This window comes from Roseobacter sp. (assembly GCF_039970775.1).
In the GTDB taxonomy this organism is placed as follows: domain Bacteria; phylum Pseudomonadota; class Alphaproteobacteria; order Rhodobacterales; family Rhodobacteraceae; genus Roseobacter.
The window spans coordinates 34,457-60,548 of record NZ_JBDVLG010000009.1; the positions used below are offsets into that span (position 1 = coordinate 34,457).

General features: G+C 58.3%; 23 protein-coding genes. 8 read left to right on the forward strand and 15 right to left on the reverse strand.

Translation table 11 applies throughout. The features are described from left to right. Positions 1 to 4: 4 nt before the first annotated feature. Positions 5 to 973: a helix-turn-helix domain-containing protein gene (locus ABJH13_RS01570; protein WP_348404459.1), complete on the forward strand. Its 969-nt coding sequence runs from the start codon at positions 5 to 7 to the stop codon at positions 971 to 973. Between the two features lie 21 nt (positions 974 to 994). On the opposite strand, the gene ABJH13_RS01575 is transcribed toward ABJH13_RS01570, so the two are convergent. Next, positions 995 to 2,719: an adenosylcobalamin-dependent ribonucleoside-diphosphate reductase gene (locus ABJH13_RS01575; protein ID WP_348404460.1), complete on the reverse strand. Its 1,725-nt coding sequence runs from the start codon at positions 2,717 to 2,719 to the stop codon at positions 995 to 997. A gap of 373 nt (positions 2,720 to 3,092) precedes the next feature. On the opposite strand from ABJH13_RS01575, the gene ABJH13_RS01580 reads away from it, so the two are divergent. Both ABJH13_RS01580 and ABJH13_RS01585 read left to right on the forward strand, forming a co-directional pair. After that, positions 3,093 to 3,725: a glutathione S-transferase family protein gene (locus tag ABJH13_RS01580; RefSeq protein WP_348404461.1), complete on the forward strand. Its 633-nt coding sequence runs from the start codon at positions 3,093 to 3,095 to the stop codon at positions 3,723 to 3,725. A 25-nt stretch (positions 3,726 to 3,750) separates the two neighbouring features. Continuing rightward, positions 3,751 to 5,823 carry an EAL domain-containing protein gene (locus ABJH13_RS01585; protein ID WP_348404462.1) on the forward strand — a complete coding sequence of 691 codons (2,073 nt, stop codon included), beginning with the start codon at positions 3,751 to 3,753 and terminating at the stop codon, positions 5,821 to 5,823. A gap of 55 nt (positions 5,824 to 5,878) precedes the next feature. Here the strand turns inward: ABJH13_RS01585 and urtE are convergent, their stop codons facing one another. The 12 genes from urtE to ABJH13_RS01645 all read right to left on the reverse strand — a co-directional run bounded on the left by urtE (position 5,879) and on the right by ABJH13_RS01645 (position 18,890). Further along, positions 5,879 to 6,574, reverse strand: a complete 696-nt coding sequence (gene urtE / locus ABJH13_RS01590) for an urea ABC transporter ATP-binding subunit UrtE (protein WP_348404463.1) — start codon at positions 6,572 to 6,574, stop codon at positions 5,879 to 5,881. Further along, positions 6,567 to 7,316 (reverse strand): urea ABC transporter ATP-binding protein UrtD, encoded by a 750-nt coding sequence (gene urtD, locus ABJH13_RS01595; RefSeq protein ID WP_348404464.1) that lies wholly within the window; start codon positions 7,314 to 7,316, stop codon positions 6,567 to 6,569. The genes urtE and urtD overlap by 8 nt, the downstream gene beginning before the upstream one ends. After that, the gene (gene urtC, locus ABJH13_RS01600) at positions 7,313 to 8,479 is read right to left on the reverse strand and encodes an urea ABC transporter permease subunit UrtC (protein ID WP_348404465.1); all 1,167 of its coding nucleotides are present in this window, start codon (positions 8,477 to 8,479) and stop codon (positions 7,313 to 7,315) included. The genes urtD and urtC overlap by 4 nt, the downstream gene beginning before the upstream one ends. A gap of 3 nt (positions 8,480 to 8,482) precedes the next feature. Next, positions 8,483 to 10,408, reverse strand: coding sequence for an urea ABC transporter permease subunit UrtB (gene urtB, locus ABJH13_RS01605; protein WP_348404466.1), 1,926 nt, complete (start codon positions 10,406 to 10,408; stop codon positions 8,483 to 8,485). Between the two features lie 73 nt (positions 10,409 to 10,481). Continuing rightward, complete coding sequence (gene urtA / locus ABJH13_RS01610; RefSeq protein WP_348404467.1) at positions 10,482 to 11,762, reverse strand: urea ABC transporter substrate-binding protein; 1,281 nt, start codon at positions 11,760 to 11,762, stop codon at positions 10,482 to 10,484. Between the two features lie 480 nt (positions 11,763 to 12,242). Continuing rightward, on the reverse strand, positions 12,243 to 14,489 hold the full coding sequence (gene ptsP, locus ABJH13_RS01615) for a phosphoenolpyruvate--protein phosphotransferase (RefSeq protein WP_348404468.1): 2,247 nt from the start codon (positions 14,487 to 14,489) through the stop codon (positions 12,243 to 12,245). A 49-nt stretch (positions 14,490 to 14,538) separates the two neighbouring features. After that, complete coding sequence (locus ABJH13_RS01620) at positions 14,539 to 15,777, reverse strand: aspartate kinase (RefSeq protein WP_348404469.1); 1,239 nt, start codon at positions 15,775 to 15,777, stop codon at positions 14,539 to 14,541. 96 nt (positions 15,778 to 15,873) lie between these two features. Further along, positions 15,874 to 16,512: an SDR family NAD(P)-dependent oxidoreductase gene (locus ABJH13_RS01625; RefSeq protein ID WP_348404470.1), complete on the reverse strand. Its 639-nt coding sequence runs from the start codon at positions 16,510 to 16,512 to the stop codon at positions 15,874 to 15,876. Between the two features lie 4 nt (positions 16,513 to 16,516). Next, positions 16,517 to 16,939 (reverse strand): DUF1178 family protein, encoded by a 423-nt coding sequence (locus tag ABJH13_RS01630; RefSeq protein WP_348404471.1) that lies wholly within the window; start codon positions 16,937 to 16,939, stop codon positions 16,517 to 16,519. A 74-nt stretch (positions 16,940 to 17,013) separates the two neighbouring features. After that, positions 17,014 to 17,475, reverse strand: a complete 462-nt coding sequence (locus ABJH13_RS01635; protein WP_348404472.1) for an NUDIX hydrolase — start codon at positions 17,473 to 17,475, stop codon at positions 17,014 to 17,016. A 103-nt stretch (positions 17,476 to 17,578) separates the two neighbouring features. After that, positions 17,579 to 18,340: an EcsC family protein gene (locus tag ABJH13_RS01640; protein ID WP_348404473.1), complete on the reverse strand. Its 762-nt coding sequence runs from the start codon at positions 18,338 to 18,340 to the stop codon at positions 17,579 to 17,581. A 43-nt stretch (positions 18,341 to 18,383) separates the two neighbouring features. Further along, complete coding sequence (locus ABJH13_RS01645; RefSeq protein ID WP_348404534.1) at positions 18,384 to 18,890, reverse strand: N-acetyltransferase; 507 nt, start codon at positions 18,888 to 18,890, stop codon at positions 18,384 to 18,386. Positions 18,891 to 18,978: 88 nt separating this feature from the next. Here ABJH13_RS01645 and ABJH13_RS01650 point away from each other — a divergent pair, with 88 nt between their 5' ends. Both ABJH13_RS01650 and ABJH13_RS01655 read left to right on the forward strand, forming a co-directional pair. Further along, positions 18,979 to 19,584, forward strand: coding sequence for a flavin reductase family protein (locus ABJH13_RS01650; protein WP_348404474.1), 606 nt, complete (start codon positions 18,979 to 18,981; stop codon positions 19,582 to 19,584). Positions 19,585 to 19,660: 76 nt separating this feature from the next. Next, a complete protein-coding gene (locus ABJH13_RS01655) occupies positions 19,661 to 20,488 on the forward strand; it encodes a GMP synthase (RefSeq protein ID WP_348404475.1) in 828 nt (275 codons plus the stop codon). 63 nt (positions 20,489 to 20,551) lie between these two features. On the opposite strand, the gene ABJH13_RS01660 is transcribed toward ABJH13_RS01655, so the two are convergent. Next, on the reverse strand, positions 20,552 to 22,180 hold the full coding sequence (locus ABJH13_RS01660; RefSeq protein WP_348404476.1) for a SulP family inorganic anion transporter: 1,629 nt from the start codon (positions 22,178 to 22,180) through the stop codon (positions 20,552 to 20,554). 246 nt (positions 22,181 to 22,426) lie between these two features. Between ABJH13_RS01660 and ABJH13_RS01665 the strand changes: the two genes are divergently transcribed. The 3 genes from ABJH13_RS01665 to ABJH13_RS01675 all read left to right on the forward strand — a co-directional run bounded on the left by ABJH13_RS01665 (position 22,427) and on the right by ABJH13_RS01675 (position 24,574). Continuing rightward, the gene (locus ABJH13_RS01665; protein ID WP_348404477.1) at positions 22,427 to 23,305 is read left to right on the forward strand and encodes an S-methyl-5'-thioadenosine phosphorylase; all 879 of its coding nucleotides are present in this window, start codon (positions 22,427 to 22,429) and stop codon (positions 23,303 to 23,305) included. Between the two features lie 104 nt (positions 23,306 to 23,409). Continuing rightward, positions 23,410 to 24,033 (forward strand): LysE family translocator, encoded by a 624-nt coding sequence (locus ABJH13_RS01670; protein ID WP_348404478.1) that lies wholly within the window; start codon positions 23,410 to 23,412, stop codon positions 24,031 to 24,033. Between the two features lie 10 nt (positions 24,034 to 24,043). Beyond that, the gene (locus tag ABJH13_RS01675; RefSeq protein WP_348404479.1) at positions 24,044 to 24,574 is read left to right on the forward strand and encodes an adenine phosphoribosyltransferase; all 531 of its coding nucleotides are present in this window, start codon (positions 24,044 to 24,046) and stop codon (positions 24,572 to 24,574) included. Between the two features lie 60 nt (positions 24,575 to 24,634). Here ABJH13_RS01675 and ABJH13_RS01680 read toward each other — a convergent pair whose 3' ends face one another. Continuing rightward, positions 24,635 to 26,050, reverse strand: coding sequence for an FAD-binding oxidoreductase (locus ABJH13_RS01680; protein WP_348404480.1), 1,416 nt, complete (start codon positions 26,048 to 26,050; stop codon positions 24,635 to 24,637). Between the last annotated feature and the right edge of the window lie 42 nt (positions 26,051 to 26,092).

Sequence of the window (26,092 nt, forward strand, 5' to 3'; positions counted from 1 at the left end):
CAAAATGACGTCAAATCCAGACACACGCACCCGCACCATTGATGTTTTGCTTTTTGATGGCGTGAACATGTTGGACGTGTCTGGCCCGGTTCAGGCGTTTGATGCGGCAGTCGTCGCGGGGCAGAAACGTTATAGCCTGCGGTATGTATCGCTGGACGGTGCACCCGTTAAGGCGGGGTGTGGCCTGCGGCTGGTCGCGGATGCCGCCCTATGTCGCGCGCCCGTCGATGACCTGCTGATCCCCGGTGGCACCGGTGTGAACGCGCTGATCCCAAACAAAACCCTGTGTGATGCCATCGTCCGGCATTTGGCAGACACCCCCGATGGGCGGCTCATTTCCATTTGTTCCGGCGCCTTGGTGCTGGCCGCGGCAGGGGTGCTTGATGGTCGCGCGGCGACAACGCATTGGTCGCGGCTGGCCGATACCAAACACTATACCCAAGTGCTGTGGGACCTTGACCAGATATCAACCGCCCAAGACCGCGTGTTTACTTCGGCGGGGGTCACAACCGGGATTGATCTGGCGCTGTCTATTATACGCGCCGATTGTGGGCCCACCACAGCGCTGGCTGTCGCGCGCGAATTGGTTGTGCAATTGCGGCGTACAGGGGGGCAAAGCCAATATGCGCTGCATCTGGCGGGGCAATTCACCCGCGACGACACACTCACCCAGCTGATCGAAAACGTCATCTCCGCGCCGCATCTGGATTGGTCGCTTGATGCTTTGGCCACGGCTGCGGGCATGAACCCCCGCACCTTGTCACGTCATTTCAAACGCGATGTGCACCACACCCCTGCCGCCTTTGTCGAACGGGTGCGCGTGGATCACGCACGGGGTCTGTTGGTCGAAAACCTGCCCCTGAAATCCGTCGCCGTGGCCAGCGGGTTCGGCGATGTGCAACGCATGCGGCGCGCGTTTCAGCGCCGCTTTGGCATCCATGTCAGCGACTATATTGCCGCATTCGGTGACTGACATGCAGCCCCGCGTCGATGATCACGTGGACAAAACAGACCCGGTCACGGCGTTTGGCCGATACGTCGTGCACCCTTTGCAGCCTGCTTCGTAGGCTTGGTGGTAGACGTCTTCGAACACCGAAAAAGGAATGTCCTCAGGGCAATTGACGGTCTTGGAAATACCGCTGTCAATCCAACGCTGTGCGGCGGCCTGCATGCGCACGTGGTCGGCCGGGCGCAAGTCTTGCGCGGTGACAAACGCATCCGTCAGCGGCGCGTCCGGGCCAAACATTTCGCGGAACAACCACACCGCGTAGTCTTGCACCTGCTCTTGGGTCTTGGTGCCATCGGGGCCGGTGATCTTGCGGGTGTACGCCGTCGCAAAGACCGGCTCGATCCCCGATGATACGTTACCCGCATACATAGACGTGGTGCCCGTTGGGGCGATTGTGGTCAACACCCCGTTGCGCAACCCGTGTGTGGCAATCGCACGCTGTACCTCTGGGTCCAGCGCCTGAACGCTTGCGCTCTGCAAGTGTTGCTCTGCATCATAAAGCGGGAACGGCCCGCGCTGTGCTGCCAGCTCTGCCGACGCCAGATACGCCGCATTCTGGATCATCTGCAGCCATCTGTTGACCAACCGCATCGCCGCAGGTGTGCCATACCGCACGCCCAACATAATCAACGCATCCGCAACGCCCGTGACGCCAACGCCAATACGCCGTTTGGTCACGGCTTCGTCCCGTTGGCCTTCGACCGCGAATTCCGAGACATCAATCGCATTGTCCAACATCCGCACCGCGACCCCGGTCAACCGCCGCAATTGCCGGTCATCCATCGCGGCATTCGGGCCAAACGGGTCCGTCACCAAACGCGCCAGATTGATAGACGTCAACGGGCACGTGCCATTGGGCGGCAAAGGCTGTTCGGCGCAGGAATTGGTGGCCGACAGGGTTTCCAGATAGTTCAGCGGGTTGGCTTGGTTGATCCGGTCAATGAACAAAACGCCAGGTTCCGCCGCGCTAAAGGTGCGCCACATGATCGTTTCCCAAATATCATGCGCCTTAACGGTGCGCACAACCTGACCGTCCCACACCAGATCCCAATCGGCACCGGTTTCAAGCGCCTGCATGAATTTGTCAGAAATCATCACCGACATGTTGAAATTGCGCAGCCGTCCAGGGGTGGCCTTGGCGGTGATGAAGTCCTCAATATCAGGGTGGTCGATCCGCATGGTGGCCATCATGGCGCCCCGGCCCATCCCCGTCACCAGCATGCCGCACACGGTGTCAAAGATATCCATCGCCGCCACGGGCCCCGCTGCGGGGCAATCCAGCCCACGCACCAACGTTCCTTTTGGCCGCAGGGTCGACATGTCAAACCCGATGCCGCCGCCCATTTGCATCGTCAGTGCCGCGTCTTTGGCGGTGTCCATGATGCCTTCGATGGAATCGGGGATAGCGCGCATCACAAAGGTGTTGGAGAGGGTGACATTCCGCTCGGTGCCGCTTCCCGCAAGAATCCGCCCCGCTGGTAACACCTTGAACCCGTCCATGGCGTCGTAAAATGCCGCCGACATATTCCGACGGTCTGCGGTCTTTTCGGGCAATGCGAGACTGTTCGCGACCCGCAACCACGTGTCAGCAACGCTCGCATCTCGCGGCACACCATTGGTTGTGTATTGATACTTGGCCCGCCAGATCTGTTCGGAAATAGGTTGGTCAAAAGATGCAGATGGCAGGAGGTGTTCTGAATACTTTAGCATCGTATCTCGCTTTTCATAACTGTGACATAACTGGCCGACTAAAACCGAGCTACCCCATTAACTGTTTGTTAACCAAACAGAAATTAGTTTTCCTGTGTTAAAATTCTATTAATGGTTATCACATGAGCAATCCGTTTTTTGCCCACGAATGGCAGCGATGGCGGTATCTATATGTTTTTAATAGAATTACACGTACCATTAAGACCGCAGATCACGGTCTTCTCTTTTTCAGTTTTCACGAGAGGCCGCGGCCACCCAAATACCAATGGTTGCAATTTGAAATGCATTCGAGATTGGTTTTTTACCTGCATTCAGGCCACGTTAACGGCCGTTTCATAATGTGAACGCTGCCAAAGTCGATAAGAGGTGTGTTGTGAATAAACTTTATGCGTGTCTGGGGTCTGGCAACTGTTTCAAGCCGTGGCTGGCAATGCACCAGCTGATGATTCCCTTTGAGATCGAAATGATTGACGTCTTGAAAGGCGCGCAAAAATCTCCCGCGTATCTGGCGATCAGCCCGCTGGGCGTGGTGCCGCATCTGGTCACACACACCGGCGCCGGCATTGGGGAAAGCAACGCCATGTTATGGTATCTCGCCGAAGACAGCGACCTGATGCCGCCCACCGCCGAGGCACGCGCCGAGGCGTTGCAATGGATGTTCTACGAACAATCCAAGCTGGAGCCGTTCATTTCGCCTGCTCGATTCTTCACTACAATCCTGCCAGAACAGCGCGATTCGCGGGCCGATGATATCCTGACTTGGCAGGCCGCAGCAGATGCCGGGCTGGCCCGCCTGGATGCGCATCTGGAAAAGCGCGACTTCATTTTGAGCACAGGCTACTCCATTGCTGATATCGCGATTTTCGGCTATGTTCATGTTTTAGAAGAAGCGGGGCTGCACATGGCCGACTATCCGGCGATTGCGCGCTGGACAGACATGGTAAAACACACTGACGGGTTCCGCCCATTAAGCGAATTGGGCCAACCCAAAAGCAAAGCTGCTTAACGGTACATGTCAGGGACATTGGTCGATGCGCAATGAAAAGATAACTGATGGCGCGGCGGTACCGACGCCTTTGCAGGGTACACACGTGGCCGATCTGCGACCAAACATCTCACTTCCGATTGACCGGATGCAGACCCCGTTGTGGATCTATGATGTCGACAACGCGCGCATTGTTTTTGCCAACGCACCAGCCTGCGTCTTATGGCAAGCCGACAACGAGGCGGATCTGCAATCGCGTGACATGGCAACGAATATGTCGCCCGCCGTCGCCACCCGCCTCAAGCAGTATCAACGCGATTTCATTGAAAATGATGCCACTTTCACCGAAATGTGGACGCTTTACCCCAATGGAAAACCGACTAGCGTAATGGTGGTATATTGCGGATATCGCATGCCCGACGGTCGGATGGCCATGCAATGCGAAGCGGTTGGAGACACCGAAAATCAACCCGAAAACCTGCGCAGCGCCGAGGCTTTGCTCCACACGGATGTGATGATTGCCCTGCACGACGATAGCGGACAACCCCTTTACATGAACCCAGCCGCCCGCGACGTGGCGACCCATGCCACCCAAACGGTGCGCGAAAAATTCATCGATCCATCCGACTATGACCGTTTGGCGGCTCAAATTCAGCTTTGTGGTGAGCATCGTCTGGTGTCAAAGGTCAACACCAGCGGCGGCCCTCGTTGGCATGATTTGACGATCAAGAAATGTGTGGATGCGGTTACCGGCGACCCGGCCACCCTTTTGACGGCCATTGATGTCAGTGAATTGAAAATCGCACGCGACAAGGCCCGCTACCTTGCCGACCGCGACCAACTAACAGGGTGCTACAACAGAAGCTATTTGCAGCACTACATGTCGTCGCTTGCGGTAAGCCAAAGCGGCCCCTGCGCCCTCCTGTGTTTTGATATTGACCGCTTCAAACAGATCAATGACCGTTTGGGGCATGAAATGGGCGACGTCGTCCTGAAAGAGGTCGCCTCCCGTGTCGCGATGTCCATCCGCGCGACCGATACATTAATACGCCTAGGCGGCGATGAGTTTGTCGTGTTGTTCGAAAACATCACATCCGCCGCCGACCTCGCCGCGCATCTGGAGGACTTACTGTCTCAGGTTTCTGCACCAATTTCCCATGACGCCACCCGGGTCAATGCAACGATCAGTATTGGTGTAACCCTGTTCACCCCTCAAACTGCTGAATTCACGGCTATTCTACGCGAAGCCGACATCGCGCTTTATGCCGCAAAACAGGCCGGGCGCGACCGGCTGACCTTTTTCACCTCCGAAATGGGGGATCAGGCCAATGCCCGTGATCTGGTCGAGATAGAGCTCAAACGCGCTATAGAGCAACGTGAATTCATATTGCATTATCAACCACGCGTTTCGTTGCAGACCGGGTCAGTGGTCTCTGTCGAGGCGCTCGTTCGTTGGCAACACCCCGACCGCGGGCTTGTGATGCCTGCGGAATTCATATCGATCTGCGAAGAAACAGGGATGATCGAGGAACTGGGACAACTTGTGCTGGAAATGGCCTGCACCAAGGCCGTGTCCCTGCATCAGGCAGGGCGTGATATTCAAGTGTCTGTCAACATCTCGCCCCGCCAGTTCGAAGACAAACGCCTGTTGGGCGCGTTGGAGTGTTTTGCACAGCATCCCGACTTCCCCTCGGGGAAAATCGAACTTGAGATCACGGAAAACGTGCTCATCGGGGATCACGATGCCATCGCGCAAAAGCTCGAAACCATCGCGAATATGGGCTATCAAATTGCCATTGATGATTTCGGCACCGGGTATTCCAACCTTGCCTACATCCTGCGCTTTCCGTTGAACTGTTTGAAAATCGATCAGTCCTTTGTGTCGCAGCTGCCAAAATCCGGGCCTATTGTGGCATTGATTTTGACCTTAGGCGAACAGATCGGTGCGACTGTCGTCGCCGAAGGCGTAGAAACACCCGAACAGTTGGCCTGGTTAAAAGGTCAAAACTGCACCCAAGTGCAGGGGTATTATCTGTCGCCCCCCGTTGCCCCAAACAGGCTGCGCGACGTCATCCATACGTTAGAAACATCGGCTGCCAGCGCGGTTGAGCAGGACTGACACTTATCTCGGGTTTCGCCAAAATCGCACCAACGATGCCTTCCACCCGGCGCAGTTACAACGCCAGATCATCCAGTAGCGCGGCCTTGGTGTAATCCGCCTTGATCTCGCGCCGTTTAACCGCACCCCGTTCCACAACCACAAACCTATCCGCCAAACCGTAGGCAAAATCAGCGTTCTGCTCCACCAACACGACGGCCATGTCACCTTGATCGCGCAAGAGTCGCAACGCCTCGCCGATCTGTTGGATCACGTTGGGTTGGATGCCCTCGGTTGGCTCGTCCAGCAACAACGCCTTGGGCCGGGTAATCAGCGCGCGCGCGATCGCGAGTTGCTGTTGTTGCCCGCCCGACAAATCACCACCCCGTCTAGCCTGCATGTCGCGCAGAACCGGAAACAGATCAAAAATATGGTCAGGTATAACGTGTTCAGATGCGGGCAGGCAGGCAAATCCCGTCTGCAAATTTTCCAACACCGTCATCATCGGGAAAACCTCGCGCCCTTGCGGCACATAGGAAATACCAGTGCGGGCCGCGTGATACGCCGACGACACACGGGCCGGCGCACCAGCCACCGACACTTGGCCGCCACTGGCCGGATGTCGCCCCGCGATAGCCTTGAGCAAGCTCGTTTTGCCTGCCCCATTGTTGCCCATCACGGTCGTGATTTCGCCAACAGCAGCCGACAGCGACACGCCAAACAAGATTTGGCTTTGCCCGTAGTGCAAATCTAGATTGGAAACCTCAAGCATGCGCGCGCCCCAAATAAACGTCGATTACTGTCTGGTTCGAGGTCACGTGATCTAGGCTGCCTTCCGCCAAAACCGACCCTTCGTGCAGCACGGTGACCTTGCAATCGAGCCGGCGCACAAATTCCATGTCATGCTCCACCACCACAACCGCGCGGGTTTCGGCAGCCTTGCGCAGAATGTCCGTGGTCTTTTCGCGTTCTTCAACCGTCATACCGGCGGCAGGTTCATCGACCAACAACAAGCGCGGTTCCTGCGCCAGTAACATGCCAATCTCGAGCCATTGTTTCTGCCCGTGGCTCAGCTCTCCTGCTGTGCGGGTCAGGCTGTCTAGCAGGCCAATTTCGTCTGCGATGCTCTCAATCCGTTCGGCATTGCGCGCGGTTTTCTTATGCATCAACACCGCAAACGGGCTGCGCGGGTTTTTCAGCGCCATCGCCAGATTTTGCCGCACCGTCTGGTCTTCAAACACCGTAGGTTTCTGAAACTTACGCCCAATCCCTTCCATCGCGATCCGGCTTTCTGACAGACCCAGCAACGAAATATTCCGTTCGCCCCAAATCACCGTGCCCTCGTCCGGTTTGGTTTTCCCGGTCACGATATCCATAAAGGTGGTCTTACCGGCGCCATTGGGCCCAATAATGGCACGCAACTCGGCCGGTGCAAAATTGATCGACAGGTTGTTGATCGCGCGGAACCCATCAAAGGTAACGGACACGCCCGACACTTCCAAAAGCATGCTCATGACGGTTTCCTGACGATGTAATCAAATAGCCCACCGATGCCCTTGGGGAAAAACAGCGTGACAGCCACAAACGATAGCCCCAACAACACCAGCCACCAATCGGTCCATTGAACCGTGTAGAACCCAAGGTTGATGTCGGGCGCGCCGCCACCGGTGAACCAGCTCGACAATAGCGACACAAACGCCGCCCCGATCACCGCGCCATAGAGCCGCCCGCGCCCGCCAATGGCCACCCAAACCGCCAAATAAATCGACGCAATCGGCGCGATTTCACCGGGGTTGATGATGCCCGCTTGGGGGTAATACAGCGCGCCAGCGATGGCCGATATCACCGCGGTGATCGTAAAGACGAACAGTTTGTAGCTTTCTACGTGGTAGCCCAAGAACCGCACGCGCGCCTCGTTGTCGCGGATCCCTTTGATCACGCTGCCCATTTTGCCCGACACGACCCAAGCAAAAAACACATACCCCGCAGCCAGCGCAGCCGCCGACGCCAGAAAGAACACGATTGACAGCATCGCCTGCGAAGTTGCCTCAAATCCGGGGATATTTTGCAAGCCAGACAAGCCGTTGTTGCCGCGCAAGCCGCTGTCGTTTTGAAACAGGTACAGGGCCAACGCCAACGTCATCGCCTGCGTCAGGATCGACAGATACACCCCCGTCACGCGAGACCGAAACGCCAGCCAGCCAAACACCAAGGCCAACGCCCCCGGCACCAAAACCACCATGGCCAGTTGCAAAAACAGACTGTCTGCAAGGCTCCAGATCAGGGGGAATTCAGAGCTGCCCACGACCCCGAAAATCTGATTGCCGATGGCATCTGATATTTCTTGCGGGGTGGGCGGGATGACCTGATTTTGCAGGTTGCCCATCACGATGCTTTCGGTACGGGCATACATCAGCCACATGCCGATCGCGTACCCACCGATCCCGAAAAATGCGAAATGCCCCAGCGACAGGATACCGCAATAACCCCACACGACGTCCATCGCGATGGCGACCAGACACAGGCACAGTGTTTTGCCCAGCGTTTTGACAAAGGAGGTCGAGATCACCCCCGACCCTGTGACTTCGGACAACAACACAACGCCCAAAACAAACGCGCTCAGCGCCAGCAGGAACCACAAGACAGACGGGTTTTGGGAAATAAAGCTCTTACGCATGGGTCAATCCGCCGCCGCCCGACCTTTGAGCGCAACAATGCCCTTGGGTCGGAATTGAATAAACAAGATGATGAACAAGATCATATAGGTTTGCGCCGCAAGCGTGTTGGACGGGTTCAACCATTCGATCCCTTTTTGCAGGAAGCCGATCATCGACGCCCCGGCCAATGTACCCCAGACGTTTCCGACCCCACCGACCACCACAGTCATAAAGCTCTGCACGATGTAGTCGGCGCCCATCTCAGAAGTCACTTTGGCGTATAGACCAATGGCCACACCCGCGATGCCCGCAATACCCGACCCCAAACCAAACGTCAGCATATTGATCCGGTCAGGGTTGATGCCCATGCTGGCAGCCATACCCGGGTTTTGCGTCACCGCGCGCACCTCAAGGCCCAGCCGCGTGCGTTTCAGCACAAACAAGATCAGCGCAAGAAACAGCAGCGCCAGCACGAAAATGGCAATGCGGATATAACTAATCTGGATCACATCCGAGATCACCCAAGCCCCATCAAGCCACCCCGGCGATGTCAGCGGCCGCGCCTGCGTGCCAAAGATATTTTTTGCCAGCTGTTGCAGCGCAATAGAGATCCCGAAGGTGGCCAGCAATGTTTCCAGCGGCCGGTGATACAGATGCCGGATGACCAACCGTTCCATGACGACCCCGGCCCCAAACGTGATCGCAAAGGCCAGCGGCAAGGCAACGATGATCGAAATGGTGTAGTCGGGGATGAACAGCTGTACCACGTAACCGGTATAGGCGCCCATCATGATGAATTCGCCGTGGGCCATGTTGATCACGCCCATCACGCCAAACGTGATCGCCAGCCCGATGGCCGCGAGGAAATAGATCGACGCTAGCGACAACCCATCCAGCGCCAAATCGGCGGCCTGCTCAAACCCTACACGTTGTTCAACAGACGCCAACGCCTGTGCCGCGGCGGCCGTAATGTCGGCGTTGGGTTCATCGTAAAGGTCGTAGAACACATATGCCGCCAGCGCCTGATCGCGCGCTTGGTCGGTGACCAACGGCTGGGCGCGGCCTTCTTTTGCAAGGCTCGCATAGGCGCGCTCGCGTGCGGCGTCCGTGTTCAGCTGTGCCAACGGAACACCACCGGCTTTGCCATCAATAATATTCGCCTCGAGGGTCGCGCGGATCATCGCCGGCGTCGTGTGTGGGGGCGCGAACCCCGCCTGGATCAACCGGTCATAGAAAACGGCGGGCGCCTGCGTCGGGTCAAGAATACGTGCTACATTGCCATCGGGTGCCGCCGTGGCCACACCGGTAGTGGTTTGAACGATCTGGTTGAGCACGCTGCGCGCCTCGACCGATGTGTCCTTCGACAGGGTTTCAATCGCGGCAATCCGGGCCTGCGGTGTGTCGCCGAACCGGGCAGATAAAAACCGCGCCAGTTGGGTTTTGCGGATACGCAAGTCAACATCGGGTTCACCGTCGATCGATGCCAGCAGCGGCGCCAACTGTGCGGCCTCGGGGCTGCGCGCAATGGCGGCAACCGCCGTCTCGCGCCGCGCCAGATCGGGATCCGCCAGTTGGAACTGCACCAGCGCCGTGCCAATCAAGCGCCGTACGCCACCGTTTGGACGGATCTGGCGAAACCCGTCTTTGGGTTGGGTGCTGGCGGTGCCACTGTCGATGTCCGTCAGGGATATGTCGTCGCCGTCCGTTTCACCGTAGAAAAACACCCCGTCGGGGCTTTGCCACACGGTTCTGCCCGCCCATTTCTCTAGAAATATTGGTGCATTGGGCAGCCCCGAATCCGCCAAATCATCCAGCAAGGGCCCGACACTTTTGCGGGACGGTTTGGCGACCTGATCCGCGTGGATTTGCAAAACATCTTGCAAATCATCGGCCTGCGCCTGTGTCAGCGCGCCGAAACAGAGCGCGATGGCAAGAAATAAACGACGCATAATATAGGCTTTCAAAGTCAGATCAGTCGCGCAAAAGAAGCAGGGCCGCCATGGGGCAGCCCTGCGACGTTGCTTAGTAGTTAGACGTCAGCTGAACGCAAGTCTTGGTTTCGACATTGTACATGCCGCAGCCCAGATCTTTCCAATCAGAGGTCAGAACTTTGGACGCAGGCAAGAAGTCTGTCCATGCATCGCCCGGCACTTCGGTGGTCTGCGAAATGATGTCGAATTGACCGTCCGCAGTGATTTCACCAATCAAAACCGGCTTGGCCAAGTGGTGGTTTGGCAACATCACGGCCGTGCCGCCTGTTAGGTTCTGGAACTCTTGACCATACATCGCCGTACGGACGGCATCCACATCGGTGGACCCTGCAGCAGTGGCCGCATTTACCCACATGTTGAACCCGATATAGTGGGCTTCCATTGGGTCGTTGGTCACGCGCTCTTCGCCAGCGAAATCTTTCCAAGCTGCGATGAATTCAGCGTTGGCGTCTGTTTCAGCCGACTGAAAGTAGTTCCACGCCGCCAAGTGACCGACCAAGTTTGATGTGTCCAAACCGGAAAGTTCTTCTTCGCCAACCGAAAATGCTACAACAGGGATGTCGTCGGCAGATACACCAGCCGCAGCCAGCTCTTTGTAAAAGCCGATGTTTGCGTCGCCGTTGATCGTTGAGATCACACCAACCTGCTTGCCGTCTTCGCCCAACGCCACGACGTCAGCCACGATGGTTGCCCAATCGGAATGGCCAAATGGCGTGTAGTTCACAAAGATGTCGTCGGCTGCGATGCCGTTGTCTTTCAGGTATTGCTCGAGGATGTTGTTAGTTGTGCGCGGGTAGACGTAGTCGGTGCCCAGCAGCGCGAATTTCTCAACGCCCAGTTCTTCGAGGAAATAATCAACCGCAGGGATGGCCTGCTGGTTGGGCGCGGCGCCTGTGTAGAAAACGTTCTTGGAGCTTTCTTCACCTTCGTATTGCACAGGGTAAAACAGCAGGCCGTTCAGTTCTTCGATGACCGGCAGAACAGATTTACGGCTGACCGATGTCCAGTTACCAAAGATCACGTCAACGTCGTGCACAGTCAGCAATTCGCGTGCTTTTTCGGCAAACAATGGCCAGTCGGACGCAGGGTCGACAACCACCGCTTCGATTTCACACCCCAAAACGCCACCCGCTGCGTTTTGCTGGTCGATCAGCATCAGCATGGTGTCTTTCAGCGTGGTCTCGGAAATGGCCATCGTGCCGGATAGCGAATGCAACACACCCACTTTAATCGGATCGGCACATTCGGCGGCGGCCATGGCGGTCGAGCCCAGCAAAGCGGCCGTTGCGATGGAGTAAAGGTTAAACTTCATGTTTCATACGTTCCCGTTGGTGCTGCGGGTGGCATTGATTGGCACCAAGGTACCATTCACCACGACCCACCTTGAAAAAGGAGGTCCGCAACAGTTGTGTTTTTATCGCGCAAGGCAGCCGATTTGCCGTGATGGCCCCCTGCGCAGTGGTGTCGCCTAATAGGCCGCCCGAGTAAGGGTGATGCCGCCGCTGTTGGCCAACACTTGGGCGCGCCGGATTAAACCCAGACGCGAAACGCACAAAACATAGGCGAAAAATCAAACTGCCGCTTAAAATTCAGGTCATCCCCAAACAGCGGAAATTTTACACACAGGCCCTCAATCGCGATTACGAAAGCGCCGTCTGCTAAGATCCCGCCGTTAAATCGAATCATGTGAAAGGATTTGGGACCTCAATTTGCGGCATCCAGCGCGAATTGGGGCTCATCCAACGGCCGGAAACCTCAATGACCAGGCCGTCTCAATGTTGCCGCGCGCCGGTCACGCCCCTTGCGACCGCAGCCATTCCATCACGGCCGGGCGGACAGACATCTCGCCTCGGTGGCGCGCGTCAGCGATGACTTTGCGCAGGTCTTGAAGGTTTGCACGCCGCAGCAGGCTTTTGACCGGGCCGACCGACGCCGGGCGCATCGACAGGCTGCGCAAGCCGATGGCCGCAAGACACAATGCCTCGACAGGGCGGCCCGCGTCTTCGCCACAAAACGACAGGGGTGTGCCCGACATCTCGCAACGCTCAACGATACCTTCGATAAAGCTGAGGAACGACACGTTGAGCGTGTCATAGCGGCGGCGCACGCGTTCGTTCTCGCGGTCAGCCGCGAAAAAGAACTGCTTCAGATCATTGCCCCCGATGGACAGAAAATCGACCTCTTCAAAAAACTTGTAGGGTGCAAACGCCAGACTGGGTGTTTCCAACATGGTGCCGATCTCGATCGAAGAGGGCAAAACATGGCCCAGCCGCTCTTCTGCGGCCAAGGTTTTATCAACCATCCTGCGGGCGATACGATATTCGTCAAGCTGTGCGACAAACGGGAACATCACCGTCAGGGGCCGCCCGTTGGCCGCGCGAATCAACGCCTGCAGCTGCATCCGCATGATGCCGGGTTTGTCCAACCCCACGCGAATCGCACGCCACCCCATCGCGGGGTTGGGTTCGTCGTTGGGTTTCATGTAGGGCAGCACTTTGTCAGACCCGATGTCGAGTGTGCGAAAGATCACCCGTTTGCCCTGTGCCGCATCCAGCACCCGCGCATAAAGCGCCACCAATTCGGACCGACGCGGCATTTGGTTGCGCACCAAAAACTGCAGTTCGGTGCGGAACAGCCCAACGCCATCGGCCCCGGAATTGGGCAGCGACGGCAGATCTGCCATCAGGCCTGCGTTCATTTGTAACGACAACACCGCGCCATCCAAGGTTTCTGCCGGCAGGTCGCGGATCGACGCATAGCGCTCCTGCGCTGCTGCCAGCATCGCGATTTTGTCGCGAAAGGCGCTGACAACCGAATCGTCAGGACGCAGGTGCACCATGCCCTGTTCGCCATCGACCATGATGTGATCGCCGTTCAATGCCTCGGTGCTGATCCGCGAAGCATGTACCACCAACGGGATCGCCAACGCCCGCGCCACAATCGCCGCGTGGCTGCCAACGGAGCCTTCTTCGAGCACGATCCCTTTGAGGTTGCGCCCGTATTCAAGCAATTCTGCGGGGCCGATGTTGCGCGCGATCAAGATCGGGTTGGCCGGCATTTCAGCCCCCGTATCCGCACCCTGCCCCGTCAGGATCCGCAACAACCGGTTGCTCAGATCGTCAAGGTCGCTCAGCCGTTCACGCAGGTAGCTGTCGGTCACCTTGCCCATGCGCGCGCCTGCCAGCGATTGTTCTTTTTCGACGGCGGCCTCAGCAGACAACCCGTTGGAAATGGCCTCTTCCATGCGCCGCATCCACCCTTTGGAATTGGCGAACATGCGGTAGGCTTCCAAAACCTGCTGCTGGTCTTTGTCTTGACTGCCCGCTATTTCGAGCATTTTATCAACGCCAACTCGCAACTGTTCCACAGCCCCCTGCAGCCGTTCCAATTCGCGCACAGGGTCGTCGGCGATGGGGTTGGTCACAACCACACGCGGCTCGTGGAGCCAGACGTGCCCTTCGGCCGCCCCTTCTTGGCCCACGGTGCCTCGGAACATCGCGGGTTGCGAATGGCGTGCCGACATGGCCGCGTTGTCGCCAACAAACGCGCCCAACTCGGTCATCTCGGCGACAACCATCGCCACGACCTCTAGGGCATAGACCTCATCCGCCGAAAATTCGCGCGCGGTCCGGGATTGCACCACTAGCACGCCAAGGGCATCGCCCAACCGCTGCACCGGCACCCCGAGAAAACTCGAAAACACCTCTTCGCCGGTTTCCGGCATATACCGGAACCCCTTGGCCTGAGGCGCATCGGGGGTGTTCACGACCTCGCGCCGACGGGCCACGCGCCCAACAAGACCCTCGCCCAGTTTCATGCGAGTTTCATGAACCGCGTCTTGGTTCAGGCCCTCTGTGGCGCATAATTCCAGCGTGTCTTCATCGCGGAACAAATAGACAGAACAGACCTCGCAGCCCATGCTATCGGCAATCAACGAGGTGATCTTATCAAGGCGCGCTTGCCCCGCAACATCCCCTGCCATCGCATCGCGAAGCCGCCCCAAAAGCTTGCGAGAGCCCGTTTCCAGCCGTTCAGCCACGCGTGCGTTCCTTCCACATGCCGTGGTGCCGGTCCGCAATCACAGCGGATCAGGCAGCTTTTTCCAATTCAAAAGCATCATGCAGTGCCTGCACCGCTAATTCCATGTATTTTCTATCAATTAGCACGGAAATCTTGATCTCGGATGTTGTGATGACCTTGATGTTGATGCTTTCGGCGCTCAATATCTGGAACATCTTGGCGGCAACACCAGTGTGGCTGCGCATGCCGATGCCCACAACCGATACTTTGGCGACCTCGGTATCGGCGATCACCTCGTGGAAATTGATCGTGCCTTCGGTTTTGGCATCGGTCACGGCCTTTTCGGCGCGCGCCACCTGATCGGTCGGGCACGACCACGTCATATCGGTGCGCCCGTCTTCCGAGATATTCTGCACGATCATGTCGACGTTCACGCCGCCGTCGCTAAGCGCGGTAAAGATATTGGCGGCGATGCCGGGCCGGTCGGCCACGCTCACCAACGTCATTTTGGCTTCATCGCGCGAAAAGGCCACACCGGCCACCACATTGCTTTCCATGATATCTTCCTCGTCGCAGACAAGCGTTCCCGCCTGATCAGATTGTTCTTCAAAACTGCTCAGCACGCGCAGCTTGACTTTGTAGCGCATCGCCAATTCAACAGACCGCGTTTGCAACACCTTGGCCCCCAGCGACGCCAGCTCCAGCATCTCCTCGAAAGAGATCTTATCGAGTTTACGCGCCTTGGGGCTGACACGTGGATCGGTGGTATAAACGCCATCCACGTCCGTATAAATGTCACAACGTTCGGCATCAAACGCAGCGGCAAACGCGACCGCCGTGGTATCAGACCCACCGCGCCCCAACGTCGTGATCCGGCCTTCGGGGCTGACACCTTGAAACCCGGCCACAACCGCAACCCGCATGCCTTCGGCGAATTTAGCGGTGATGTTTTCTGGTGGGATATCTTCGATCCGGGCCGCAGAATGCGCCGAGGTCGTTTTGACCGGCACCTGCCACCCCTGCCAGCTGCGCGCGGGCACATCCATTTCCTGCAAGGTCAGAGCCATCAACCCCGCCGTGACGTTTTCACCACTGGACACAACCGCATCATATTCGCGCGCGTCATACAGTGGTGATGTTTCGTTCACCCAACCGACAAGCTCGTTTGTCTTGCCCGACATCGCCGACACGATCACAATCACGTCGTAGCCTTTGGCCACCTCAACGCCGACCTTTTTGGCCGCGCGGCGGATACGATCCAGCGTGGCAACAGACGTGCCACCAAATTTCATTACCAATACAGGCATAATGCGCCCCTCACAGTCATCGCGGGCGGTTTACGCTGTGGCGTCCGGAACCACAAGTCACCCACGCGGCGCACCTGCGAATTCCTGCTGTGGCGATCAATACGCGTGCGGACGACCATCCCAGGTTTCAAACACGCCAGTGCGCGGCAAGGTCAGCGCATCGAACCTGTCTACCAGACCGGCAACCGCCTGATTTACGGTGATTTCGGCCGCGGCACTGCCCATATCGGTTTGCACCCAACCGGGGTGATAAATCCCCACGGCGATCCCTTCGGGCATCAGATCTGTCGCCAGATTGCGCCCCAAGTTAAGCGCCGCCGCCTTGGACGACCGGTAGATATAGCTGCCCCCCGGCGCACGTTCCGAAGACGCCATCTGCGATGAAATAATAGCGATCCGCGCCGCGCTGGCCGCGCGCAGGTTGGGCAGCAACGCCTGAACTGTCAGGAAAACACCCGTCACATTGGTGGCAAAGCTATCAGCCCATTGGTCCGCAGGAAATCCACCGTCCAGCGATTGGCCTTTGTCCAGATAGACCCCCGCATTGCACACCAGCAATTCCACCGGCTGCCCCGCGAGGCTTTGGGCAAAGGCCGCGTGATTGGTAGGATCTCTGACATCAAGGGGGTGCGCGCCGGTGCGCGTGGTCCCAATGACACGGTCCCCGCGCATTTTATAGGCCGCGGCAAGACCCGCACCAATGCCACGGCTCGCGCCAGTTATCACAACGGTCATTTGATCAGTTCGCCTTTTTGGTCGGGGTGAAGGGCAATGGCACCACAGGCACGCCATCCTCGATCAGTTTCTTTGCCTCTGCGCCATTGGCCTCGCCGTAAATGGGCCGCTCGGGGGCGGACCCAAGGTACATTGACCGGGCCTCTTGCGCGAATTTTGATCCGACGTAATCGGCGTTGGTTTCGACGTGGGTTTTCAACTCTGCGAGCGCCTTTTCTTCGGGCGTCTCGGCTTTGCGCAAATCCGCCGCGTCTTTGGTCGCGGGGACAGACACCCGTGGCGCCATGATGGCCTTGTCGACCGATGTGGCCCCGCAGACGACGCAGGTCAAATGCCCAGCAGCCTTTAGCGCGTCAAACGCCGATGCCGACTGGAACCAACTGTCAAACTCGTGACCCTGATCACATCTGAGCGCATATTGAATCATCGTCTAAAGGCTATCCCCAGATTGGTTACCAATTGCTTAGGACATGCGGCAGCCTTGGCCCCACGTCAAGACCGTCACGCGGGCGTGCGCGGGTCAAAATCACGCAGGATACGGGCCAGTTCTGGTTCGTCCACCAGCCCTGCTGCTTTCTTGCGCGACATCCATTTGCGCTTGCGCTGACCGGCCTCCGGGTAGTCATCGGCCAGCGTATCCACCTTTACGGCATAGACCATCGCCAGACAGGGAAAAGCCCCCAATTCTTCGGCATCCTTGGTAAAGGAAAAAATCCCCAAACACCGCCCATCGATTTGACCGCGCGCACCCGCCTCTTCCCAGGCCTCTTGTGCGGCTGATGCCGCCGGGGTTTTGCCATCCATCGGCCAACCTTTGGGCACGATCCAACGTTGCGTCCCCCGCGAGGTAATCAGCAACACCTGCACCTTCGTTTTGTGCACCCGGTAACACAGCGCAGCAAACTGGGTGCGCACATCGCGTTTGCCAGCACCATCCAGCGAAATTGGCAGTTGTTTTATCATCGGTGCGTCCCGGTGCGGGCTGGGTCTTGGGTCATTTCGTCAAACATGCCCAACCTTGGGCGGCCAACTGCGCGCGCGCAACCCTTTGAACGCTTTTTTCGTTTCATACCAATGTCCCCGCACCAACCCGGTGGCGCATCTGTTCGATCAAATCCCCCACCGGCACGTCCGCCTCTATGGCCAGTTTGCGCAGGCCAAAATGGACATGCGCCATTTCTTGGTAATAATTTATGTAGGTATAATTGGTGGCCGCCCCTGCAACCGCTCCCAAAACGGGCACCGTCTGTGTGGCTAGTTTTTGCCCCAAAACCGTGGCCAATCGCGGTGCAACCCGCGCGATAATCGTTTGCAGCGCGGCCCCCGTCAGGGTCACCCGCGCCGATAAAAACCCCAGATCCACCCCGTCATCATGCGCCAAGGGCCCCGCGGCGGCAAACACTTCGAGGCAATCGAATTGCACGTTTTGACAGGCCGGATCGAACCCATGTTCGGCGGCCACGCCCTGAATGATACGCAACAACAACGTGGTCGTCACCGGCAGTTCGGCCAAGGCCGTGGGCAGCCCCCCGACACCCCCAGCAGCCCCCATTGCGGTCCCCACAACCGTATTCAGCCAGCCTTTTTGGTCAGGCACCACGCCGCGACTGCTATGTGCGGCTTTCATGGCGTGTTCCAACGCGCGGCGTGTGGCCTCTTGCAGCCCATTGCGCGCCGGGGCGGGCAGACGGTCCAACAGACCTTCGGCACGTCCGCCGATTAAATTGAGCAGATCAATCGCGCCGCTGCCCGCACGCCGATAGCGCTGAACCAACTGGTCAAGCGCCGCGTCAACATCGACGGGGAGAGATTGGATCATGTCAGTCATGGGCGTTTCTCATGATTTATAAATGTGCACAGCACAGCAGATTTCAACTGCCCTGCAAAAGCGCACCTTGCCACGGCATCACCTGCCCCGCGACGCCGTCCCATGCCGCCGGTTGCAACGCCTGCCCCAATACCCTGTCGGGATTGGTCGGCGGCGGCATCACAACATCACGCAAAACCGCAAAGCCAAACCGTTGATAATAAGGCGCATCCCCAACCAACATCACCCGCGCCCAGCCATCCCCGGATGCGCGCGCCAGTGACGCCCGGATCAATTCCCCCGCCAGCCCCTCGCCCTGCCGGGTCGGATGCACCGCAATCGGCCCCAACAACAACGCAACATGCACCCCCACCATCACAGGCCAAAACCGGATCGCCCCCGACAATATGCCATCTGCATCGCGCGCGACCAAACTTAACCCGCCAACGGGCGCGATCCCATCGCGCAACCGGTACGACGACAGCGCCTCGCGCCCCGGTGCAAAACACAGATCAAAAAGCGCCTCCACCTCGTGACTGTCTTGCGGATTTTCTGCGGTCAAACGGTACATGGAAAAGGCCGCGCGCCCCCGGTTTGATTTCAAGTGGCCCGCCCGTAACACATGCGCTACACCGGCTGCAAACGATCAGGAGCTCACGATGTTTTATCGCCCCGCCGATGGCCATGGCTTGCCGCATAACCCGTTCAACGCAATTGTCAGCCCCCGCCCCATAGGGTGGATCTCCACCCGCGGCGCTGATGGGCGCAACAATCTGGCGCCCTATTCGTTTTTCAACGCAGTGGCCTACGTGCCGCCCCAAGTCATGTTTGCCTCGACCAGCACCAAACCAGATCGCGGCGACACCAAGGATTCGGTGGCAAACATCCGCGACACCGGCGTTTTCTGCGTCAATGTGGTGGAATATGCGATGCGCGACGCAATGAACGCATCCTCGGCACCGCTGCCCATGGAAGACGATGAATTCATCCGCGCCGGCATCGCCCCGGCCGAATGCACCGAAATCAACTGCGCACGTGTGACCGGCGCACCTGCATCGCTGGAATGCCGCATGACACAGATCATAAAGCTCGAAGGGGCGCATAATTTTGCCGTCTTCGGCGAAGTGATCGGCGTGCATGTCCGTGATGATACCCTAACGGATGGGCGGTTTGATCTGCGCAGTTTCCATCCGCTAAGCCGCTTAGGCTACCAAGACTACGCCCGCGTGACCGAATTGTTTCAACTGGTCCGCCCCGACGCATAACCCCGTTTTGTGCTATACGTGCCCTATTGATAAACAGCCGGGCCATATCGGCCCGCGCGCATTCAGGGCATTTATTATGGCACAATTCAATCATTCCATTATCCGCGCCGCCGTCTGGAATTTGGCCGGTTTTTCCCGGCCCGGACGGCCGATAGGTATATCCGCCAGATCCCGAAAGGCCGACAAACAAGCCGAAGGGTTGGCGCTTCTGGACGCCGAATTTGTCACCCTCGTCGAGGTCTCGCCACTGGGGTATATCGAAACACTCGTGGACAAGCTCAAGCGGTTCGGCGTCGCATACAACCACACTATTTTGCCGCAAAAACATGGCAATATTCATATCGGGTTTCTACACAAACCCGGCATCACGGTGTCAAACCCCCGCTTTGTCGAAGGGTCCGAAGGCAGCTATGGCCGCGGCCGCCAAGCCCTTGCGGTAGATATCCACATCGGCAAACTCAAGGCGATCGTGATCGGCGTGCACCTCAAATCAGGCCGGGACCGTCCCGAACAAAAGATCCGCGACAGCCAATGCAAAGTCATCGGCGATCACATCACCCAAATCCACCAAACACCGGGCCTGAAACGCCGCGCAATCTTTATGATGGGTGATTTCAACATGATCCCCGGACAAGACGTGTCGAACTTTCACCACCTGGGCGGCGATGACACAATGGATTTCGTGTCATCATGGGATCTCCAGGACCGCTTCTCGCATATCCTCGAAAAAGGCCGGGCAAATCTGCTGGATGGCTTCGCCGTCAGTCGCAACTTCTCGACCGACTATATCAAGGGCAGCCTGCGCCTGTTTCCAATGCACTGGACGATGGACATGGGCCGCGAAGCCTTCCGGCGTGGCGTTTCCGATCACCTGCCCTTCGTGGCGAGCTTCAAGATCTACTAAACCCCACCCATAGGGACGGCGGGTGGGGCGTCTTGCCCTATAAGGGCAAGCGCGTCACCGGCGTCAGTGCCCGCCCAAAATACCCGTGCGCACTTGATAATTGACCGCCAGTTCATACTCTGGATCATCGTCACTATCGATCATCAAATGCCCAGCTTTGGTCAGCAACTTATGACAATCACGGCTCAAATGACGCAACTGCAACCGCTTGCCAACCGCCTCATATTTCCCCGCAATGGCCTCAATCGCCTGTAGTGCCGACTGATCCACCACACGACTGTCAGCAAAATCAACGATCACCTCAGATGGGTCACCTTCTACATCGAACATCTCGGCGAACCCATCTGACGACCCAAAAAACAACGGCCCCTGCACCTGATAAACGCGCGCACCCTCAGGCGTTGAATACACCTTTGCATAGATGCGCCGCGCGTTATTCCACGCATAGGCCAACGCGCTCACAATCACACCGACAACCACCGCAACAGCCAAATCTTCCATGACAGTCACAACCGTCACCAACAAAATCACAAAGGCATCCGTCAACGGCACTTTGCGCAAGATGGTCAGACTGTTCCAGGCAAATGTCCCGATCACCACCATGAACATCACCCCAACAAGCGCCGCCAGCGGGATAAGCTCGATAATGGACGATCCCACCAGAATAAACAGCAGCAAAAACACCGCGGCTGCGATCCCTGCAACACGTGTCCGCCCGCCAGATTTTACGTTGATCATCGACTGACCGATCATCGCACAACCGCCCATACCGCCGAAAAACCCGGTCACTGTATTGGCAACACCCTGCGCGATACATTCTTGCGACGCGCCGCCGCGCCGGTTCGTCATATCTCCTACCAAATTCAACGTCAGCAGGCTCTCGATCAGGCCAATTGCCGCCAAAATCACCGCATAGGGCAAGATGATCTCGAAGGTCTCCCAATTCAGCGGCACCATCGGAATGTGCACCGTAGGCAACCCGCCCTGAATAGACGCAAGATCCCCCACCCGCGGGACATCAAGACCAAACCCGATAACAACCGCCGCCACGATACCGATCCCGGCCAGCGGCGCGGGGATCACGCGTGTCACACGCGGGGTCACCCAAATAATCGCCATGGTCGCGGCCACAAGGCCCAACATCATAACCAATGGCTGGCCCGAAAGCCACTCTCCGCCGCTCATGCCGTGGCCCGTGTTTTCCATGGATCCGGGCACTTTGAACTGGCTCATCTGCGCCAGAAAAATCACAATGGCCAACCCATTCACGAACCCCAACATCACAGGGTGCGGCACCAGCCGGATAAATTTGCCCCACTGCATAACACCCGCAAAAATCTGCAAAAGTCCCATTAATACGACTGTCGCAAAGAGATATTCGACCCCGTGCTGCGCCACTAGCGCCACCATGACCACCGCCAAAGCCCCCGTCGCCCCCGAGATCATCCCCGGGCGGCCACCGATCAACGCCGTGATCAAACCAACCAAAAACGCCGCATAAAGCCCCACCAACGGGTGCACCCCTGCCACAAACGCAAACGCCACCGCTTCGGGGACCAGCGCCAACGCCACCGTCAGCCCAGACAGCAATTCGATGCGCAACCGTGTGGGCGAAAACCCATCATCCGGCATCCAGCGCAGGTCAGTCATTGCAAGGTTTTTCGTAAAGGTGCTGAACGTGGTTCGCGCCATTCTGTGTATCCTAAAATCGGGTCAAGGGGGCCTCGATATTACGGGCCGTTTGCGGGTTGACTAGACGGTTTCACGTCAAATGAAAAGCCCGGCGACCGTTTGCACCCCCAAAGACGCAACACCAATCGCGCGCGCGTACGGTGATGCAACACCTTAACAACGCGCGCCGCCTAGAGTGCCGCACAACACCTTGATTTATCACGCCGCCCCCGCCACCCTTTACGCGCAACCATATCGGAGCCCATCATGACATCCCCCAAAATCGCAGTAATCGGCGGATCAGGCATCTATGAGATCGACGGGCTGCAAGACGCCCGCTGGACATCGGTCGACAGCCCGTGGGGCGCACCGTCTGATGCCATCCTCACCGGCACACTCGATGACATCGAAATGGCGTTCCTACCGCGCCACGGCCGCGGGCATGTGCACAGCCCCACAACGGTTCCTTACCGTGCCAATATCGATGCGCTCAAACGGTTGGGGTGCACCGATGTCATTGCGATTTCGGCGTGCGGGTCTTTTCGCGACCATATGGCACCGGGTGATTTTGTTCTGGTTGATCAATTCATTGACCGCACGATTGCACGCGAAAAGTCGTTTTTTGGCACGGGATGCGTGGCACATGTGTCCGTCGCCCACCCCACGTGCCCCCGGTTGACGTCTTTATGCGAAACGGCGGCGCGGGCGGCGGGTATAACGGTGCACCGAGGCGGGACATATCTGGCGATGGAAGGCCCGCAGTTTTCGACGCTCGCGGAATCAAAGATGTACCGTGATGTTTGGGGCGCGGATGTGATCGGCATGACCAACATGCCCGAAGCGAAATTGGCTCGCGAAGCGGAGCTTTGCTATGCGTCCGTCGCGATGATCACCGACTATGACAGCTGGCACCCTGATCACGGCGAGGTCGACGTTACGCAGATCATCGCGACATTGATGGGCAACGCAGACAAGGGCCGCGATATGTTGTGCCGCTTGCCCGCCTTATTGGATAAGACGCGCGCGCCCTGCCAGCATGGGTGCGACAGAGCACTCGACCACGCGATCATGACAGCCCCCCACGCACGTGATCCTGTATTGGTGTCCAAACTGGACGCTATCGCAGGGCGCGTTTTGCAAAGCTGACACACACCCCACAAGGCAGCACCGGCTGCGTAACACACCACACCCTCTTGCCTTTCAGGCCAGAACCCGCATGGTTGGGCGCCCAATATAACAGGATCTTCCCCATGCCCTTTGACCTATGGCTCACCTTTGTGGCCGCCTCAACGGCGTTGCTGCTCATCCCCGGCCCCACCGTATTGCTGGTGCTCAGCTATGCGCTCTCCAAAGGCCGCTCTGTCGCGGTGGCCTCGGCAGCAGGCGTGGCATTTGGTGATCTGGTCGCCATGACCGCGTCCCTTGCAGGGCTCGGCGCCTTAGTACTGGCCTCTGCCACCGTTTTTACCGTGCTGAAATGGGCGGGGGCCGTCTACCTCGTCTGGCTCGGCATGAAATTGATCCGCTCGGCCCCAAGTACGGGCCTTGCCCCCACGCAACCCGACGTCACCGCCCAAAACGTCTTTGGTCACGCCGCGGCCGTGACCGCGCTCAACCCCAAATCCATCGCGTTTTTCATCGCCTTCGTGCCGCAGTTTCTGCGCCCGGAGACACCGCTGCTGCCCCAATTCGCGATCCTCATCGCCACCTTTTGCACACTTGCCGCGCTGAACGCGCTCGCTTATGCCCTGCTGGCCGATAGACTGCGCCAGGTCATCGCGCGCCCTGCCATCCTCACGTGGATCACCCGCGCGGGCGGCGCCACACTTGTGGGTATGGGCCTGCTCACCGCCACACTTCGCCGTTCCACTTGAAAGACACCCCATGAAAACTGTCCAAGACTACATCCGCACCATCGTCGATTTCCCCCACGAAGGGATCATGTTCCGCGATGTCACCACGCTCTTTTCCGACCCACGCGGGTTTCGCATCGCCATCGACCAGATGCTGCACCCCTACGCAGGCATGCAAATCGACAAAGTCGTGGGCTTAGAGGCGCGCGGCTTCATCTTGGGCGGCGCCATCGCGCACCAGCTCTCTGTCGGCTTTGTCCCCATCCGCAAAAAGGGCAAACTGCCCGGCACCACCATCAGCCAAGATTACACATTGGAATATGGCGAAGCCATCGTCGAAATCCACGATGACGCGATCCAACCCGGTGAAAAGGTCTTGGTGGTCGACGACCTGCTCGCCACAGGCGGCACCGCAGAGGCCGGCATCAAATTGCTAGAACGGCTGGGCGGGCAGATCGTCTCCTGCGCCTTCATCATCGACCTGCCAGACCTCGGCGGGCGCGCCAAACTCGAAGCCCTGGGCATGGATGTCCACGCCCTATGTGCCTTCAACGGCCTCTGATACGGGGCCCAAACCAAATCCCGGAGGGATTTGAAAAACATCGCGCAGCGCGCTAGCGCCTCATTTCTTAAGGACGGCGCCCGGGTTCATAATACCATGCGGATCCAGCGCCGCCTTGATCGCCCGCATCGCCGACAGCTTTGCAGGATCACTGTAGCGTTCCAGATCGCCGACCTTTAGCCGCCCAATCCCGTGCTCGGCGCTCACAGATCCCCCCAGCGCATGCACCACATCATGCACTGCGCGCTGCAGCTCTGCCCGCTGGGGGCTGTGATCCGCCGCCGCAGCTCCCACAACCGGGAACACGTTGTAGTGCAAATTCCCATCCCCCACATGGCCAAAGCAATTGATCCGAAACGCGCCAATCTCGCCCACCGCCTGATCACCCCTTTCGATAAACTCTGGCAAGCTGCTCAGCGGCACGGACACATCACTCGAAATCACAGCGCCCACGCGTTTATTGGCCTCTGGGATCATTTCGCGCACCGTCCAAAAGTCATCCGACTGCTGGGTGTTTTGCGCAATAACCCCGTCGATTACCAAACCCGCTTCGGCAGCGGCAACAAACACCTGTTCCAGCGCGTGCTGCGCATCCAGCCCCGCGACAAGTCCCACCTCCATCAACACCGACCAGTCGGGCGCAACAGAAAACGGCTGCCGGACCTGTGGCATCGTTTCGGCCAAAAACCTCAACCCCTGCCCTTTGATCAGTTCAAACCCGCTGATCAATTCCCCCAGTTGCTCACGGGCCAACGCCAGCAACGACAACGCCGCCGCCGGGGATGGCACCACAAAAAACGCGGTGCCGCGTGTGGCAGGTCTGGGGCTGAGCTTCAACGCCGCAGCCGTGATCACCCCCAAGGTGCCCTCTGACCCGATCAACAAGTTGCGCAGGTCATAACCGGTGTTGTCTTTGCGCAGTCGTTTCAGCCCGTGCCAGATCTGCCCATCCGGCAGCACGGCCTCCAGCCCCAAACACAAATCGCGCGTGTTTCCATAGCGTAGCACCGACGTGCCGCCCGCGTTGGTCGCCAAATTCCCGCCGATCCGCGCCGACCCTTCAGACGCCAGCGACAACGGGAACAACCGCCCCGCCGCATCCGCAGCCGCCTGAACATCCGCCAAAATCGCGCCCGCTTCGCAGATCAGCACGTTTTCTTCGGGGTACACGGCCCGGATTGCCGTCATGCGTTCCAGCGACACAATCACCGGCCGTGGCCCGTCGGGCACGACCTGCCCGCCAACCAACCCCGTACCGCCACCATACGCCAACACGCCCACACGCGCCTGCCCGGCCAATCGTACGATGGTGGCCACGTCTTGGGTGCTGCGCGGCAAGGTCAACACGGTGTCACGCCCGTGCCAACGGCCACGCGGTTCTTCGAGGTATCGCGGCGCAGCCGTGGTCACCCGGTCTTCAGGAAGGTGCTGCCGCAAAAGCGCATCAAAATCTGTATCAGCTGAGTTTAATTCCATACCCTCTAGATCTCTCACGCCGCTGGGCATTGCAAGAGCCGC